Raw genomic sequence first — 16350 nt, 5'->3', positions numbered from 1 at the left:
GCGCAGCACCGCGTTGCTGTGCCGGATCGTCCGCGCCTGATACCCATCCCCGGGATAGGGCTTACGGGTCACCGGGTTGATTGTCGTGCCCACCGTCCTCGCCGACGCCCGCCGCGCCGCCGGTCGGGGCTTGCGGGCCCGCTGGAACCACAGCACGAAATCCCGGACCTCGGCCGAGGTGGCCTTGTCCCACTCCACCCCGACGGCCTGCAGGAATCGCCACCACCGCTGCAGCGCGAAGGCGTAGCTGCGCACGCTGCTCGCCGCCCCGTCCTGGGCGACGAAGTCCCGCAGGAACCGGTGGATCGGCTCCACCCGCGCCCCCGCCGGGTCGAGCACCTCCCAGCTCACGACACCCTCACCGGCAGCCACCCGACCCCACCTCGGCAGCCGAATCACATCGACATCCCGCTCCGTCGCCTGCCCGACTGGACGCATCCGCACTCCCTTGTTCAGGAATCCGGAGTCGTACGCCCAGCACCATTTCCAACAGGCGAGACACACCGGACATCAGCGAGTTAGTCCGGTCAACAGAGCACTGAGCGAGTTTGTCCCACACCGCGTCGTCCCCATCGCCGGCGGACCCGGGCCCCGGAGCCGGCCGTTCGGTCGGGGCGGACTCGGCGACGAGCGGAGGGCCCTCAGCTGAGCCTCCGCCGCCGTCGCCGCTGCTCTGGGCCGACCCAGATCCGCTCAGGTCACCGTCATCGCGGGCTGAGCTGTCCTCGTCACCGGTGGTCTGCTCCTCGCCCGAGTCGCCGCCGGTGCTGTGCTCGTCTCGCCGGTCCTGCTGGCCCCGCTGGGAGTCCCCGCTCTCTCCGCCGGACTCGGGGTGGTCGACGGTGATGCCGGCGGCGGTCAGCTTGTCGGCGAGCTCGCGAGCGGTCGGGTCGTCGTCAGCGGCGGCGAGCCTGTCGGCGAGCTCGCGGGCCCGCTGCTGCCAGCCAGCATCCTGCGAGTCCCCGTCCTGCCCGTCGCCGGTGCTCGAGCTTGATCCCGAGCCGCTGTTGCTCCGGGACGCCCTGAGCCCATCCGAAGCCGACTCACCGGAGGAGGAGTTGCTCTCCTCGTCCGTGCTGGTGTTGTCGTTGGGCTGGGCGCCGGTGTTGTTGCGGACCTGGCGGTCCTCGTTGATGTTGTTGTTCTTGACCGAGCTGTCGGCCTCCTCAGCGTCCTGGGCTGTGTTGGTGTGCTCGTGATCAGTGTGGTTGGTAGGCGCGGTGGTGGGCCTGGACAACGGCGATCCCGACGAGCCGGTGCTGGGGTTGGTGATGCCGACGGTGGCGAGTGTGTCGGCCAGTTGCTGGGCCTCGGGGTCATCGGTGGTGGCGAGCTTGCCTGCCAGGTCGCTGGCCTGTCGTTCCCAGGCCGCAGCCTCACTGCTGCCCGCGCTCGCTCCGTCGGCGCCGGAGCTGCCGGTGTCGCTGGTGCCAGAGGTCTCCGGCTCCGATCCGGCTGCACGGTCGGAGGACGGGCCGGGGTTGGGCAGGCCGGGCGGGGCCTGGTGTTCGCCCGCCGGGGTGGAGGGGCTCTGGGGTTGGTCGTCCTGATCGGGCTTGGGCTGGTCGGTCGTGCCGGAGGTGTCGGGGCTGGTGCCGCAGATCTGCATGTCCGCCGCCTTCTCGACCGGCTGCTCGGCCGAGGTCTGGGCCTGGGGCGGGGCGGTCAGCTGGATGCGGCCGATCGCGTCGGCCAGCGCGCCGGTGGTCGCGGCGGAAACGATGTCGGGTGCCATGGCGGGTACGGCCACTGGCGGGGAGGCCGCGGCCGCGGGTGCGGCCTGTGGCGTCGTTGTGGACGTCGATGCGGGAGTGAACCTCAGGTCGGCCGGGGTGGGGGAGAAGCCCGCGCGGGCGAGGGCGACCGCCGCGTCCTTGGCGCGTGGGTCGTTCATCGAGGTCATCAGGGCGTCGGCGAGGTCGTGGGCCTGCTGGCGCCAGCCGCTGGCGACGGCCGGGGTGACGCCCATGGACCGGAACTGGTCAGCGAGCCCGATGGCGCGGTTGTCGCCGACCACGCTCGACAGCTCGGTGACCAGCTCCCGGGCCCGTTGCAGTAGCTCAGCGGCCTGCTCCGGGCTCAGCTGTTGGGTGTTGCCCGCGCCGGAGATGCGCTGTTCACAGACTGAGTACGCGGCGTCGGTGATGCTCGGCGGGGCCGCGACGACCGGGCCCGCGACGACCGGGCCCGCGGTGAGCGCGGCCGCGGTCAGCGCGGCGACGGACGGAAGGAAACCGGGCATGTCAATGCTCCAAAGCGGTCACGAGAGGGAGGAGGTCACGAGCCGGATGAGCCGGAGTGATCGGCCGGGGAGCGGGAAGCCCCGCCGCTGCTGCCGCCGTTGTTGATCTCGTCGGTGGTGCTGGCGTCCGCGGCCGTGGATCCGGTGCTGGCCTGCTCATCGGTGCTCGGGGACTGCGAACCGTCGAGTGAGTACTGCTTGACCCAGTCGACGTGCATGTAGGACTCCTGCACGTCCCCGCCCTTGGGGAACCAGTCGAGCTGGATACACAGGTGCATCGGCCCGGGCGGGAAGATGCTGGTGTCGGTTGTGGTCCACCACTGCGCGCCGTCGACGAAGGCGGTGATCTTGTCCGGGGTCCACTCGACGGCCCAGTTGTGCCACTGGGTGGCGTCGATCTTCACCTCGCCGTGGACCTGGGAGTTGTCCGCGCCGTAGTGCAGGAATAGCTCGGTCTTGCGGCGGGTGTGATCCATCATCTCCATGAAGTCGACCTCGCCGCCGACGGGGAAGTTCTCGGCGTCGGGCCACAGCAGCAGCAGCGCGTTGTAGCTCTCGTCGCTCGCGGGGGCCTTGACCCGGCCCTCCCAGCGGCCGTACTTCTGGCCGGGGTTCCAGGCCATACCCGCGGTGTTGCCCGCCGAGTCGCCGGTGATGGTCAGGATGCCGTCGGCGATGGACACCGCGTCCGGGGTGCGGCGGCCGTTGCCGGCGTGGCCGGGGCCGTCGTAGATCGACCAGTTGTCGGCGCTGGCGGGGGAGTCGAACTCGTCGACCCGGTTGGGGGTGCCCCAGCCGTAGCGCCGCGCCGCCGAGGTCCCCGCGCCGGCCGATGACCCGCCGGAACTCGATGAATCACCGGGCCCGGGCGCTGCACCGGAGCCGAATGAGTCGTCTCCGGAGCGCGCCGCCCCGCCCACCCCCGTCGACCCGCCAGAGCTCGTCGATGCGCCAGAGCTCGTCGATCCGCTGGACGGGCCAGACCCCGCCGACCGGCCGGCCGACGGCCCAGCCTGGTTCGACGCGCCGTTGTCGGTGCGTTCCTGCTGGTCAGCGCCCGACCGGCGCCGCTCGGGCAGGAAGTCCGGTTCCCCCACACCGGAGGCACCGAGCAGGGTCCGCAGCTCCACGGCGCGGGTGTTCTGCTCCCCGGTGAGCTCCTGGTGCAGCCGCACGGCCGAGCGCCGCCAGGCGCACGAGTCGGCCGATCCCGCATCGACGGCGGGGGTGAGCGTGGCGTTCAGCGACAGCGCCGCGGCCGTGGTCGCCGCGAATAGCCCGACGCCCATGTCAGCCTCGCCCGCCGCCAGGCTCAGGACTGCGGGAGTCGTCGGCCTCCGATGGCGTTGCGGAGGCGACGGAGCCGTTGGAGGACGATCCGGAGGCGGCGCTCACCCGCGGGCCGTCGATCCAGACCTCGGCGGTGCTGGTGTCGGCGTTGCCGCGGTAGATGCCCATCTTGAGGTAGTTCTCGTCGCTGCTCATCGTGGCGCGGCTGTAGCGCTGCACGGTCTGCACGCCGTTCTCCCAAGCCTCCACGAACCCCTGCGAGGGGTCCTGGGAGAACCCGGCGTGCAGGGTGTAGTGCACCCATTCGCCGGGGCGGACCGGGCCGATGCTCTGGCGTTGGTGCTCGACCCCGTCGCCAGCGATGTCGACGGTGCCCTCGGGGCTGATCTCGATGGCCAGCGGTGGGGAGCCGCTACCGGAGTGCCACTGCATGACGATGAACCAGTCGCCCTCGACCGGGTTCGGGAAGTCCTCGCCGAAGCGCAGGGAGAACTCGTACCAGCGTTCGTCGCCCTCGCGGGTCAGCGCTTCCTCGCTGTGCGCGGCGACCTCGGAGCGCTCACCCCCACCGAAGTCCGGGACGTCGCCGGGGCCGACCACGAACCGGGCGACCTGCCCAACCTTTTGCCCGGCCTCCTCGCCGGCCCGCCCGACCTGCTGGCCGAGCCGGCTGACGGCGTCGCCGGAGACGACCGAGGCGCTGTCGCCGCCGCGGTAGCTCGAGCACGACGCGTTGACCTCGCGGTTCTGGCAGGTGTCCCACTCGGACAGATCACCGGTCTCGTAGTCGGCCTCGAACACCACCGTGGTCTCGCGCGGGACCACCGACGGCCCCGGCTCGGGGGAGCGGTCACCGCTGTTTCCGATCGGGCCCGTGGAGCGGCACCCGCCGGATGAAGACCCGCCGGGCGACGCATCGCCGGGCCGGATCCCCAGCTGGGTGAGCGCCACCAGCAGGCTCTCGGCGCGGGTGTCGTCGACGCCGGTGAGCGAGTCGGCGAGCGCCCGCGCGGAGTCCCGCCACGAGCACAACGCGCCGGGATCGGGCCCGGACGGCGCGGCCGGAGCGAGCGCCGAGATGAGTGTGACCGTCGCCGCGGCCGCGACGTTTACCCCGAGCCCCATGTCAGCCCCGCTCTCCGGGGTGTGAGGGGTAGTTCCAGCTGAACTGGTCGGCCACGTGCGCGGCCAGGGCCAGCGCGGCGTGGTGGGTGGGTTCGCGCAGGTGGTCGAGCTGGATGTGGCCGCCGGTGGCCAGGTGCGGGTCCTCCGGGATCTCCACGACCGCCCGGCACCGCGCCGCGAAGTGGTCGATCACCGCCTGCCGGTCGATGTCGCGGGAGAACCGGTCGCACGACAGCGCCACCACCGCGCCCGAGACCAGGTCGTTGTAGCCGTGGGCGCGGAGCCAGTCGAGGGTCTTGCTGGCCCGGCTGCCGCCGTCCACCGTGGGCGCCCCGACGATGACCAGGGTCTTGGTGGCCTCCAGCGCGCCGTGCATCGCCGAGTGGATCAGCCCGGTTCCCGAGTCGGTGATGATGATGTTGTAGAAGCGCTTGAGCACGCCGGTGACCTGCTCGTACTCGATCTTGTTGAACGACTCGCTCATCGCCGGGTCCTGTTCGGACGCCAGCACCTGCAGCCGCCCGGCGAGGTTGGTGTAGCGGGCGATGTCGGTCAGCGACCCGATCGTGTGCAAGTTGTTGACCAGGTCCCGGACCGTGTAGGGCACCGGGTGGCCGAGCAGCCGGTCGGCCAGCGTGCCCGCGTCGGGATTGGCGTCCAGGGCGACCACCCGGTCGCCGCGGTGCTCGGCCAGCGCCAGCCCCAGCAGCGCCGACACCGTGGTCTTGCCGATCCCGCCCTTCATCGACGCGACCGTGATGGTGTGCCAGCCGGCCAGCTGGGCCCGGATCCGGGTGATCTTCTGGCGGCGGTCGGCCTCGGCGGGGGACAGGCCGGGGTTGAGCCGCCCGCGGGTCAGCGTGTAGACGGCGCGGCGCCAGCCTTGGGTGGGCCGGTCGCCGCGGCTGCGCACGATGAGGTCGTAGGACAGGTCGTGGGCCGTGCCCGTGCCGCCTCGAGCCTCGCGCTCCGGGCCGGGCAGCGGGGCCGAGGCCGGCTCCGGCCGCGCGGACGGCATGGGGGCGGACCCGGACACGCTCGCCCACGGCGGCGCGGTGTCGCGTGGCCGTCCCGAGTTGCTCGGCGGGGACCAGGGCAGCGCTCCGGAAGCGCCGAGACGGGGCGCGGGGGGCTCGTCGTCGGTGTGGTGTTCGGTCCTCTGCGGGGCGGGCGACGAGTCGGTCATGCGAGCTGCCGAGAGGTCGGTGGCCGAGGTGAGATGGCGGAGTTCGTCATCCCAGCCCCGCTGCAGCGGACGCGGCCCGACGCTGTTGTTCTGCTGTTCACTCATCACGGCACGTGCCCTTCGGCGTCGTCGGGGTCAGGGATGGTCGACAGGTCGACGACCAGGTCTCCGCAGTCGTGGCGGCGGATCGGGACGGTCAGGCGCATCCACACCGCGGCGCAGACCCGCCAGCCCGGGGCCGTCGGGGCCGGGGCCGCCGACCACCGGCCCCCGTCGGGGAGCACGTCATTCGGGGTGGCCGGCGCGGATCGGGGTTCGGTGCGCTCATACGGCGTCACCCGCACCCGGACGTCGATCCAGAGCACGAAGCCGTCGGCCACGACCTGCCCGGCGCAGGCGAAATCGGCGCGCTGGCGTCCCTGGCCGGACCAGCCCAGGGTCGTGTCGGCCGACTCCGGCAGATACCGGCGCAGCACCTCGGCCCGGCGGGTGGGCCGGTCCTCGTCCCAGGACAGGTAGTCCATCGCGAACGTGGTGGCGAGCTGCGCCGCCTCCGCCGGATCGACCGGCAGCGAGGCCGCCAGCGAGCGCTCCACATTGGCCCGCGGCCGGCCCGTCGAAGAGTGAGAATCGGCGGGGCGGACCACCTCCGGGCGCCTGGACCGCGTCGGGCGCGGACGCACCAGCTGCGCCGAACCGTTCGCTGCCCAGGCCGGTCGCGCCGGGCGCGGGGGATCAGGCACCCAGATCTGCTGCGGTACGTCTTCGCCCCCGTCCGGCTCCGCGACGTCGTGCAGCCAGTGCCCCCTCGGCAGCTGCGTGATCGGAGGCGTCGAGTTCGCCCCTGGCGTCGCGTCGGGCGGCGACACCTCGAACGCAACCTGACCGGTGGTGGCTGAATGTGGCGGCGCGACGGGCTGTGCCCCAGATGGGTGGGCTGGGCTGGGCGCTCCGACCGGCCATGGGGGCGGCCCATCGACCTGCGAGCTCGGCTGCTCGCGCGACATCGGCGGTAACGGCCCCGGCTCCTCGAGGCCCGCCGCGGTGCCGGGCCCCGGGCTCGGGTCCGGGCGGGCCGCGTCCCACCAGATCGGCGGGCCCTCCGGCGCCGCGCGCCGCTGCCGGCCGTCACCGCGCCGCCGCATCGGTCCTCCAACCGACCGCGGTCACCGCAGCAGCGGGGCGCGCCTCGTCCCGACCGGATCCGAGCGCCTGCGCAGGAACAGACGGCAACGGACGCGCCGCTATACCGGATGTGATGGTGCAAGGCGGCACCCGATGTACCACCTGCGTCCCGTGAACCACCATGAATCCCCTGCTCAGTACGTCTGAAGACGGCCTGGACTGCAGCCGTCGGTACCCACCGACGACGTACGACTGTACCGATTTCATCTCCGTACAGCTATACATAAGTCGTGAAGGTGTCCGGCGAGTAGGGGTTGTTGCGCTCAGTAATGTGTGCAGGGCACACGTGGGGTAGCCGCCACGTACCGACAGAGGGGGTGGCCCGCATGGCCGGCGAGCACGTACAACCGGGTGGGACAGCCTCAGCCGCCGCGGACCCTGACGGTGGTCGCGCTCGACCTGGGCCCAACCGGCGTGGATCGATCCCGGAGCGGCTCAACTACCTGTTCGAGACGGTCCATCCGCCGGGCCGCAAGCCGTACAGCGCGGCCGAGGTCGCCCGCTGGATCAACGCCAACGGCGGCAAGATCTCCGCGGTCTACATCCTCAAGATCCTCAACGGGGAGCGGGAGACCCCCAGCCACCGCTACCTCAAGCAGATCGCCCAGTTCTTCGGCGTCTCCCTCGGCGTCTTCTACGACGACGACCCCCCCGAGTTGGACGCCGAGGCGCTGCACACCCAGATCGCGCTGCGCGACGACAAGGTGCAGTCGATGATGCTGCGGGCCTCACGGCTCTCGCCCCGCTCCCAGGACGCGATCAGCGACATCATCGACAACCTGCTCCGAGCAGAGGGAAAGACGCCCGAGGACGACGCCCGCCGATGAATGTGCCGGTGTGGCTGGACGGCCGGCCGCATCAATGCTGCGGCGCCGCGTTCGCCGTGGGCGCCGAGGTGGAATGGCAGCTGGTCGCCGGCGACGCCGCCTTCTTGGCTCCCATCCTGAGCAGCCATACGCCCGCCTGGGAGACCGTGCTGCCGGTCCGCAGGCAGCTGGAGCACGGTCTGGCCCAGGCCCCAGCGGTGGGCGTGGGAGACCTATGGGTACAGGTGGAGCAGGCTCCCGACGGCTCCTCCAACCGTTGAACCACCGGCGCCTGTTCCAGGCCTGCGGCGACATCCCACCCATCGAGCTCGAGCAGGCCCATTACCGTCACCACGCCGCCCTCACCGAGGCCGGTCACTCAACCCTTTAGGTCTCCGGACACGCCGGGGCGGTTCACAGGGCTACCGGCGGCACGGTGGCCAAGGTCGGCGCTGATCCGCTCGGCTGTGCGCAGCATGAGCGGAACGACCTCCTGGCACAGCAGGGAGACGTTCGAGCGGCCGCTCGAGGTCGAGGAGGCGAGAGCGGCGACGACCACGCCCGACTGATCGCGAATGGGAGCCGAGACCGAGAGCAGGCCGTCCTCCAGCTCCTCGTTGACCAGGGCCCAGCCCTGATCCCGGACCTCCTGCAGCGCCTGCCGGAACCTGCCAGGGTCGGTGATCGTCCGTGCGGTGCACGCCCGCAACCCGGATTCGTCGATCACGCGGTCGACTTCGGACGACGGCGCCCAGGCGAGCAACACCCGGCCCATTGACGTCGCGTGCGCGGGTACGCGCGTACCGATGGACACGTTGATGCTCATGATCCGGCGCACCGGCACTCGCGCGATGTAGACGACCTCCGTCCCGTCCAGCGTGGCCAGAGAGGCGGACTCCTGGGTTCGCTCGGCCAGCTGGAGAAGGTGCGGTTGAACGATCTCGATCAGTGCGTGGGACGCCGAGTAGTGCTGACCGATGCTGAGGACCCTCGGCGTGAGCGCCCATCGGCCGTCGGAGCCCTTGACGTAGCCGAGGCGCTGCAGGGTGAGGAGGATCCGCCGCACGGCCGGCCGTGACAGCCGCGTCGCGGCAGCGATCTCAGCGAGCGTCGGGTTCGTCCGTTCGGCATCGAACGCGAGGAGCACCGCGAAGCCGCGTTCGATGCTCTGGATGTGGTCGCGGTCGTTCTCCGCCATTTCCTCATCTTTCCGTACGAACCTCTTGACCCGGCCTCGTGGGTACGGCACTCTGCGCTGTACGCAGAAAGGGCAACCTGAACGCACAGCGTACAAGGAGGTACGGTCCATGGTCCTTGACCCCCGCGAACTCCGGAACGGGTTCGGCCGGTTCGCCACCGGGGTGACGGTGGTGACCTGCGCGAACGATCTCGGTCAGCCCCGCGGTGCGACGGTGAACGCCTTCACGGCCGTGTCCCTCGATCCCGCGCTCTGCCAGGTCACCCTGACCCGCCGGTCCAGGACCTGCACCTACCTCGACGGGGCTCCGTTCGTTGTGAATGTCCTCGCCGCGGATCAGCTCGGCACCGCATTGCATTTCGCCGGGCGTCCCCAGAAGCCGGAGCCCGAGTGGGCGCAGGGCACGACCGCCCCGATCCTGGTCGGCTGCGCGGCGACCATTTCCTGCCGTCCGTGGCGCACCTACGACGGCGGGGACCACCTCATCGTCATCGGTGAGGTGGACGACCTCGAGATCACCGACGCCGAGCCGTTGCTGTTCTTCGCCGGCCAGTTCCGCGAGCTCGCCGCCCGGCCGACGGGTGTGCACTGGAACGGCTCGATCGACTGCCCGGAGAGCGGCTGGTTCGACGCCACCACCGTGTTCACCCCGCTGCGCGCCCACCAGCCCGCCGCGTCCTGAACGGCCCCGTCCAGTCCCTCTTACGGGAGAAGGGTTCTTCCATGACTGTCCAGCAGGACCACGTGACCGCCACGTCCGAGACCGCCACGCCCTCCGCTGCGGGCGGGGCGCCGGTCACCCGGCCGATGACCGGTGACGAGTACATCGAGTCGATCCGCGACGGCCGCGAGGTGTGGATCTACGGTGAGCGTGTCCCCGACGTCACCACCCACCCGGCGTTCCGCAACCCGGTCCGGATGACCGCGCGGCTCTACGACGCACTGCACGACCCCGAGCGTGCCGACGTCCTGACGACCCCGACCGACACCGGCAGTGCCGGGTTCACCCACCCGTTCTTCCGCACCCCGCATTCGACGGCCGACCTGCTCGCCGACCGGGACGCCATCGCGGAGTGGGCCCGGATGTCCTACGGCTGGATGGGCCGCAGCCCGGACTACAAGGCGAGCTTCCTGGGCACCCTCGGCGCCAACAGCGAGTTCTACGCGCCCTTCGAGGACAACGCGAAGCGCTGGTACAAGGAGTCGCAGGAGAAGGTCCTCTACTGGAACCACGCGATCATCAACCCGCCGGTGGACCGCAACCTGCCGCCGGACGAGGTGGGCGACGTGTTCATGAAGGTGGAGAAGGAGACCGACGCCGGGCTGATCGTCAGCGGCGCGAAGGTCGTCGCCACCGGTTCGGCGATCACCAACTACAACTTCATCGCCCACTACGGACTCCCGATCAAGAAGAAGGAGTTCGCGCTGATCTGCACGGTGCCGATGGACGCGCCGGGCGTGAAGCTGATCTGCCGCACCTCCTACACCCAGCAGGCCGCGGTGATGGGCAGCCCGTTCGACTACCCGCTGTCGTCCCGGATGGACGAGAACGACACGATCTTCGTCTTCGACAAGGTTCTCGTGCCGTGGGAGAACGTCTTCTGCTACGGCGACGTCGAGAAGATCAACGGTTTCTTCCCGGTCTCCGGCTTCATCCCGCGCTTCACCTTCCACGGCTGCACCCGGCTCGCGGTCAAGCTGGACTTCATCGCCGGCCTGCTGCTCAAGGCCCTGGAGGCCACCGGCACCAAGGACTTCCGCGGCGTGCAGACCCGCGTCGGCGAGGTGATCGGCTGGCGCAACGTGTTCTGGGCGCTGACCGACGCCATGACCAACAACCCCGACGAGTGGATCGGCGGCAGCAAGCTGCCCAAGCTCGACTACGGCCTGACGTACCGGATGTTCATGATCCACGGCTACCCGCGGGTCAAGGAGATCATCGAGCAGGACGTGGCCAGCGGGCTGATCTACCTCAACTCGCACTCGATGGACTTCAAGACGCCGGAGGTCAGGCCCTATCTCGACAAGTACGTCCGCGGCTCGAACGGCTACGACGCCGTCGACCGGGTCAAGGTCATGAAGGCGCTCTGGGACTCGGTCGGCTCGGAGTTCGGTGGGCGTCACGAGCTCTACGAGCGCAACTACTCGGGCAACCATGAGAACGTCAAGGCCGAGCTGCTGTTCGCCGCCGAGGCCCAGGGCACGACCGGGGCCATGAAGGGCCTCGCCGAAGCCTGCCTCGGTGAGTACGACCTCGACGGCTGGACCGTCCCGGACCTCGTCGGTAACGACGACGTCTCGTTCTTCCGCAACCGCTGACCGCAGCATCCCACCTCAGGAGCATCCGTTGACCACCACTGACAAGGTGTCACCGACCGCCGCTGGGTCCGGCGCCTCCGCTACCGAGACGTTCCGTGCGAACCAGCAGCATGGCGCCCCCGAGGGCGTCTCCCCGGAGCGCGTCGGGACTGTCGTGCGCGCCGTGCTCGACAGTGTCCACGAGGCCATCCGCGCCCACAGGGTCACTTATCCCGAGTTCCAGGCCGCGAAGAAGTGGCTGATCGAGGTCGGTGAGGGCGGTGAGTGGCCGCTGTTCCTCGACGTGTTCGTCGAGCATGTCGTGGAGCAGGTGGCCGCCGAGACCCAGCAGGGCAGCAAGGGCAGCATCCTGGGCCCCTACTACCTGCCCGGCCAGCAGCGGCTGCCCTCGGTCGCCGCGCTGCCGGCCCGGCCGGACGAGAAGGGCGCGCCGCTGGTCTTCGCCGGCCAGGTCCGCGACATCGACGGCCGCCCGATCGCCGGCGCGGAGCTGGATATCTGGCACGCGGATGCGCAGGGCTACTACTCCGGGTTCGCCCCCGGCATCCCGGAGGGGAACCTGCGCGGGGTCGTCGTCGCCGACGACCAGGGCCGCTTCGAGATCAGCACGGTCCAGCCCGCGCCGTACCAGATCCCCACCGACGGCCCGACGGGCAGGCTCATCGAGACCGCCGGCTGGCGCCCCTGGCGGCCGGCCCACCTGCACCTCATCGTGCGGGCGCCGGGCTACCGGCCGGTCACCACGCAGCTGTACTTCGAAGGCGGCGAGTGGCTCGACAGCGACGTCGCCAACGCCACCAAGCCCGAACTGGTGCTCAGCCCGAAGGCGCAGCCCGACGGGCGGCTGCGCTCGGAGTACGACTTTGTCCTCGACCGCACCTGAGTGCGGCCGGGTGGTCCGATCCCCGACAACAGAAAGACGCCCGATGAGTGACACGCGGATCGACCGCGTCGAGACCGTTCTGCTCGACGTGCCGCTGCGCCGCCCGCACCGCTTCGCCCGCACCGGCATGGACGCCCAATCGGTGCTGCTCGTCTTCATCCGCACCGCGGGGGGAGTGACCGGCGTCGGCGAGGGCGTCGTGCCGGGCGGGCCGTGGTGGGGCGGCGAGTCCGTCGAGACCATGCAACTGGTCATCGAGCGGTTCATCGCGCCGCTGCTGGTCGGCCGCACTGTCGACGACATCGCCGGCATCCAGCGCGACGTCGACAACGTGATGGCGGCCAACCTCTACGCCAAGGCCGCGGTCGAGGTCGCCCTGCACGACGCCTGGGCCCGCTGCCTCGACGTGCCGGTGCACACCCTGCTCGGCGGCCTGGCCCGCCGATCGGTCCCGGTCACCTGGGCGCTGGGCACCGAGCCCGCGCCGGTGGTCATCGAGGAGGCACTGGCCAAGATCGACGCCGGGCTGCACCACAGCTTCAAACTCAAGATGGGCGCGCAGGACCCGGCCGACGACGTGGCCCGCATCTGCAGTGTCGCCGAGAAGTTGGCCGGCGTCGCCGGTGTGCGGGTCGACATCAACGCCCGCTGGGACCTGCTCACCTCGCTGACCCACCTGCCCCGGCTCGCCGAGGCCGGCATCGAGCTCATCGAGCAACCCGTGCCCGGCGCCGAGTTCGAGGCCCTCGCGGAGATCAACCGGGCGCTGCCGATCCCGGTGATGGCCGACGAGAGCCTGCGCACCCCCTCCGACGCGCTCCGGTTGGCCCGGCTGCGGGCCGCGGACGTGTTCTCGCTCAAGACCACCAAGTCCGGCGGGCTACGCGCGACCAGAGCGATCGCCGAGGTGGCCGCCGCAGCCGGCATCCCCTGCCACGGCGGGACGTCGATCGAAAGCCCGATCGGCACCGCGGCGTCACTGCACCTGGCCTGCGCCGCTCCCGCGGTGACCTGGGGCAGCGAGCTGTTCGGCCCGCTGCTGATGCGCGAGGAGCTACTCACCACGCCGCTGCGCTACGCCGACGGCGAGCTGCACCTGCCCGACGGTCCTGGACTCGGAGTCGAGCTTGACCCCGACGCCGTCCGGGCCTGGACGAGGAAGTAGGAACGATGCTCTTCCACGTGAAGATGGACGTCGCGGTCCCCCGCGACCTCGACCCCGACGAGCGGGCACGCCTGGTCGGCACCGAGAAGGAACGGGCCCTGGAGCTGCAGCGCGCCGGCACCTGGGTGCACCTGTGGCGCATCGTCGGGCAGTACAGCAACATCAGCATCTTCGACGTCGACTCGACCGACGAGCTCCACGAGATCCTGTGGTCTCTTCCGTTGTTCCCGTTCATGCGCGTCCAGGTCACCCCGCTAGCCCAGCACCCATCGGCTCTGGCCGCTCAGCCCTGAGCCACCGCGCCTCCGCGGTCCGGCCGACCCGGAGCCGAACCGCCCCTCCGGCACGGTGAATCGCGCGACGACTCACTGCGCAGCAGCCAACCATTCACCACCGCCTCATCCGCCGACTGTTCGGCCCGAAATATCAACCCAGGAGCAGCCATGCCCAAACTCAATCGATCTGAGTGGTACGACCTGACCAGGGACATGAACTGGACCTTCCGATACGTCGAGGAGGAGCAGGTCTTCCCCGAGGCGCTCAGCAATGGTCGGGGAATCCCGGCGGAGGAGTGGTGGCGCTGGGACGAGCCCTACAAGATCAGCTACCGCGAGTACGTGCACAACCAGTCCGAGAAGGACGAGTCCGCCTACTCGATCAACGCGGCGATCGGTCGGTCGAACCACTTCGAGAACCTGGACGCCGGCTGGAAGTCCGGAATCGTTGCGCACTACGGTGCGATTGCCATCCCCGAGTATCTCGCTTCAATCGGGGAATCGCGGATGGGGCGCTTCGGCCGTGCCGCGGCATGGCGGAACATGGCCACCTACGGCACGCTCGACGAGATGCGCCACGGCCAGATCCAGACCTACTTCCCGCACACCTTGCTCGACAAGGAGGCGCGGATGGACTGGGCGCACAAGGCGTTCCACACGAACGAATGGGGTGCGATCGCCGCCCGATCGCTGTTCGACGACATGTTCACCGCCAACGACGCGGTGTCCATGGCACTGCAGTTGACGTTCACGTTCGAGACCGGGTTCACCAACCTCCAGTTCCTGGGTATGGCGGCGGACGCCATGAAGGTCGGCGACGTCGACTTCGGCGCGCTCATCTCGAGCATCCAGACCGATGAGGCGCGGCATGCCCAGCAGGGCGAGCCGACCCTGCGCATCCTGCTGGCCAACGGCCAGAAGGAAGAAGCGCAGCGGTTGATCGACCACATGTTCTGGAGGGCCTGGCACCTCTTCGCCCTGCTGACCGGTCTGTCGATGGACTACTACACCCCCCTGGAGCATCGCTCCCACTCGTTCAAGGAATTCATGAACGAGTTCATCGTCAAGCAGTTCATGGAGCAGTTCCGTGACTTCGGGATGGATCTCCCGTGGTACTGGGAGCAGTTCCTCGAGGAGATGGACTGGTACCACCACGCACTGCACCTCGGCGTGTGGTTCTGGCGGCCGACGGTGTGGTGGAACCCGGACGCGGGCATGTCCGTCGAGGAGCGGGACTGGCTGGAGGAGAAGTACCCCGGCTGGAACGACACCTTCGGCAAGTGGTGGGACGTCATCACCGAGAACGTGCGCAGCGGCAACGTCGATCGCACGCTGCCGGAGACCTTCCCGATGGTGTGCAACATGTGCCACATCCCGGTGTGCACGCCGGCCGGTCACGTCACCGGTCACTTCGCCAGCCCGGCGCCGCTGCTCGTCGACTACGAAGGCCGTCGGTACACGTTCTGCTCCGAGCCGTGCAAGTGGGTTTTCGAGAGTGACCCGAAGCGGTTCGCCGGTCACAAGTCGCTGATCGACCGCTTCCTGGGCGGCGAGGTCCAGCCGCCGACGGTCGAAGGTGCGCTGCGGTACATGGGCCTGTCGCCCGCGGAGTGCGGGACCGACGCCGACGACTATGCGTGGGCGTTCCCGGGCGGCGCCGCGGGTGAGATCCGACGCGCGGTGTGACCTGCGCATATCGTGACGAGTGACAGGAGAATTTCGTGGCACCATTTCCGATCCAAGGCATCGTGCGGGGTGACTTCGTCGTCCATCTCGTCGCGGTCGATGACCAGGACCCGATGAGCAGCGTGGCCGACCAGGTCGCCCACCATGCGATCGGACGCCGTCTCCCGGATACCGGAGCGCCCCTCCAGGTGTTCGTCGGTGGTCGGGAGCTGCCGGCCAGCATCACGGTGGCCGAGTCCGGCCTGCAGCCGCTGGACTTCGTCGAAGTCGCCGCCGGCTGAGGGCCGATCGATGAGCGATGAGAACGAGACCGCGACCCGGCAGGAGGAAGATCGCTGGGTCACAGTCGCCTCGATGGAGGACCTGTGGGAGGGCGACCTCCAGGCGGTTGCCGTGGACGGCGAGGAGGTCCTGCTCGTCCACCTCGAGAGCGGGGAACTCCGTGCCTACCAGGGAACCTGTCCGCACCAGGAGAGAACGCTCGGCGACAGCGACCTCGACGGCGACCTGTTGGTGTGCACCGGCCATCACTGGGAGTTCGACGCCAGGACCGGCAACGGACTCAACCCGATGGGATGCAAGCTGTTCACCTATCCCGTGCGTGCTGACGGCGAGGACATCCAGATCCTGTTGCCGCCGCCGGGCACCCCTCGCCACTACCGGTACACCGCCACCCTGGAGCCCAGATGACCACGACGGCGAAGAAGGTCGGTCCTGTCCTGCGCGGTCTCGACGACCGCATCGTCGATGCTGTCATCGAGGCGGTACAGGCCGACAACCCGAACGCGGAGGTCGAGGTCGACGACCGCGGCGGCTATGTGCGAGTGACCTGTGATCGGGAGTGCCGCCTGACTCGGGCCAGCTTGGAGGACGCGCTGGACGAGGAGTTCACACTCGCGCAGCTGGAACCGGCGCTCAGCGGTTTCGCCGGACGGATGCGGTACGTCAGTGACGACGAGATCGTCTGGTTCCTGGAAAGAGAGGACTAGA

General features: G+C 69.9%; 17 protein-coding genes and 1 pseudogene. 11 read left to right on the top strand and 7 right to left on the bottom strand.

Annotation, left to right across the window (positions count from 1 at the left end; translation table 11 throughout):
• Positions 1 to 114: 114 nt before the first annotated feature.
• From PSED_RS35810 to PSED_RS30465, 6 genes and pseudogenes are all read right to left on the bottom strand, one after another.
• Positions 115 to 438: pseudogene (locus tag PSED_RS35810) on the bottom strand (site-specific integrase); the annotation flags it as partial.
• Entirely contained in the window at positions 359 to 2017 is a 1659-nt protein-coding gene (locus PSED_RS30485; protein WP_143770681.1) for a hypothetical protein, read from the bottom strand. The gene PSED_RS30485 and the pseudogene PSED_RS35810, both read right to left, overlap by 80 nt.
• Positions 2018 to 2277: 260 nt before the next feature.
• The gene (locus tag PSED_RS30480; protein ID WP_013678073.1) at positions 2278 to 3531 is read right to left on the bottom strand and encodes a glycoside hydrolase family 16 protein; all 1254 of its coding nucleotides are present in this window, start codon (positions 3529 to 3531) and stop codon (positions 2278 to 2280) included.
• Position 3532: 1 nt separating this feature from the next.
• On the bottom strand, positions 3533 to 4657 hold the full coding sequence (locus PSED_RS30475; protein ID WP_013678072.1) for a polysaccharide lyase family 20 protein: 1125 nt from the start codon (positions 4655 to 4657) through the stop codon (positions 3533 to 3535).
• 1 nt (position 4658) lies between these two features.
• Positions 4659 to 5948, bottom strand: a complete 1290-nt coding sequence (locus PSED_RS30470) for a MinD/ParA family ATP-binding protein (protein ID WP_013678071.1) — start codon at positions 5946 to 5948, stop codon at positions 4659 to 4661.
• Positions 5948 to 6439 (bottom strand): hypothetical protein, encoded by a 492-nt coding sequence (locus tag PSED_RS30465; RefSeq protein WP_041760152.1) that lies wholly within the window; start codon positions 6437 to 6439, stop codon positions 5948 to 5950. The genes PSED_RS30470 and PSED_RS30465 overlap by 1 nt, the downstream gene beginning before the upstream one ends.
• Positions 6440 to 7354: 915 nt before the next feature.
• Here PSED_RS30465 and PSED_RS30460 point away from each other — a divergent pair.
• Positions 7355 to 7855: a helix-turn-helix domain-containing protein gene (locus tag PSED_RS30460; RefSeq protein ID WP_013678069.1), complete on the top strand. Its 501-nt coding sequence runs from the start codon at positions 7355 to 7357 to the stop codon at positions 7853 to 7855.
• Positions 7852 to 8115: a DUF6578 domain-containing protein gene (locus PSED_RS30455; protein WP_143770679.1), complete on the top strand. Its 264-nt coding sequence runs from the start codon at positions 7852 to 7854 to the stop codon at positions 8113 to 8115. Before PSED_RS30460 ends, PSED_RS30455 begins: the two co-directional genes overlap by 4 nt.
• 98 nt (positions 8116 to 8213) lie before the next feature.
• On the opposite strand, the gene PSED_RS30450 is transcribed toward PSED_RS30455, so the two are convergent.
• A complete protein-coding gene (locus tag PSED_RS30450) occupies positions 8214 to 9032 on the bottom strand; it encodes an IclR family transcriptional regulator domain-containing protein (RefSeq protein WP_013678068.1) in 819 nt (272 codons plus the stop codon).
• Between the two features lie 109 nt (positions 9033 to 9141).
• On the opposite strand from PSED_RS30450, the gene PSED_RS30445 reads away from it, so the two are divergent.
• From PSED_RS30445 to PSED_RS30405, 9 genes are all read left to right on the top strand, one after another.
• Entirely contained in the window at positions 9142 to 9714 is a 573-nt protein-coding gene (locus tag PSED_RS30445) for a flavin reductase family protein (protein WP_013678067.1), read from the top strand.
• A gap of 41 nt (positions 9715 to 9755) precedes the next feature.
• Positions 9756 to 11351: a 4-hydroxyphenylacetate 3-hydroxylase family protein gene (locus PSED_RS30440; protein WP_013678066.1), complete on the top strand. Its 1596-nt coding sequence runs from the start codon at positions 9756 to 9758 to the stop codon at positions 11349 to 11351.
• Positions 11352 to 11379: 28 nt separating this feature from the next.
• Positions 11380 to 12234: a catechol 1,2-dioxygenase gene (gene catA, locus PSED_RS30435; RefSeq protein WP_013678065.1), complete on the top strand. Its 855-nt coding sequence runs from the start codon at positions 11380 to 11382 to the stop codon at positions 12232 to 12234.
• 43 nt (positions 12235 to 12277) lie between these two features.
• Positions 12278 to 13399, top strand: coding sequence for a muconate/chloromuconate family cycloisomerase (locus tag PSED_RS30430; protein ID WP_013678064.1), 1122 nt, complete (start codon positions 12278 to 12280; stop codon positions 13397 to 13399).
• Between the two features lie 5 nt (positions 13400 to 13404).
• A complete protein-coding gene (catC, locus tag PSED_RS30425; protein ID WP_013678063.1) occupies positions 13405 to 13692 on the top strand; it encodes a muconolactone Delta-isomerase in 288 nt (95 codons plus the stop codon).
• 150 nt (positions 13693 to 13842) lie between these two features.
• On the top strand, positions 13843 to 15360 hold the full coding sequence (locus PSED_RS30420; RefSeq protein WP_013678062.1) for an aromatic/alkene/methane monooxygenase hydroxylase/oxygenase subunit alpha: 1518 nt from the start codon (positions 13843 to 13845) through the stop codon (positions 15358 to 15360).
• A gap of 35 nt (positions 15361 to 15395) precedes the next feature.
• Positions 15396 to 15641: a toluene-4-monooxygenase system B family protein gene (locus tag PSED_RS30415; protein ID WP_013678061.1), complete on the top strand. Its 246-nt coding sequence runs from the start codon at positions 15396 to 15398 to the stop codon at positions 15639 to 15641.
• 10 nt (positions 15642 to 15651) lie between these two features.
• A complete protein-coding gene (locus PSED_RS30410; RefSeq protein ID WP_013678060.1) occupies positions 15652 to 16050 on the top strand; it encodes a Rieske 2Fe-2S domain-containing protein in 399 nt (132 codons plus the stop codon).
• Complete coding sequence (locus PSED_RS30405; protein WP_013678059.1) at positions 16047 to 16349, top strand: MmoB/DmpM family protein; 303 nt, start codon at positions 16047 to 16049, stop codon at positions 16347 to 16349. The genes PSED_RS30410 and PSED_RS30405 overlap by 4 nt, the downstream gene beginning before the upstream one ends.
• Position 16350: the final 1 nt, after the last annotated feature.

The organism is Pseudonocardia benzenivorans CB1190 (assembly GCF_000196675.2).
GTDB lineage: Bacteria > Actinomycetota > Actinomycetes > Mycobacteriales > Pseudonocardiaceae > Pseudonocardia > Pseudonocardia benzenivorans.
The sequence above is the reverse complement of the archived record's forward strand: the minus strand, read 5'-3'. Positions and strand labels throughout refer to the sequence as shown.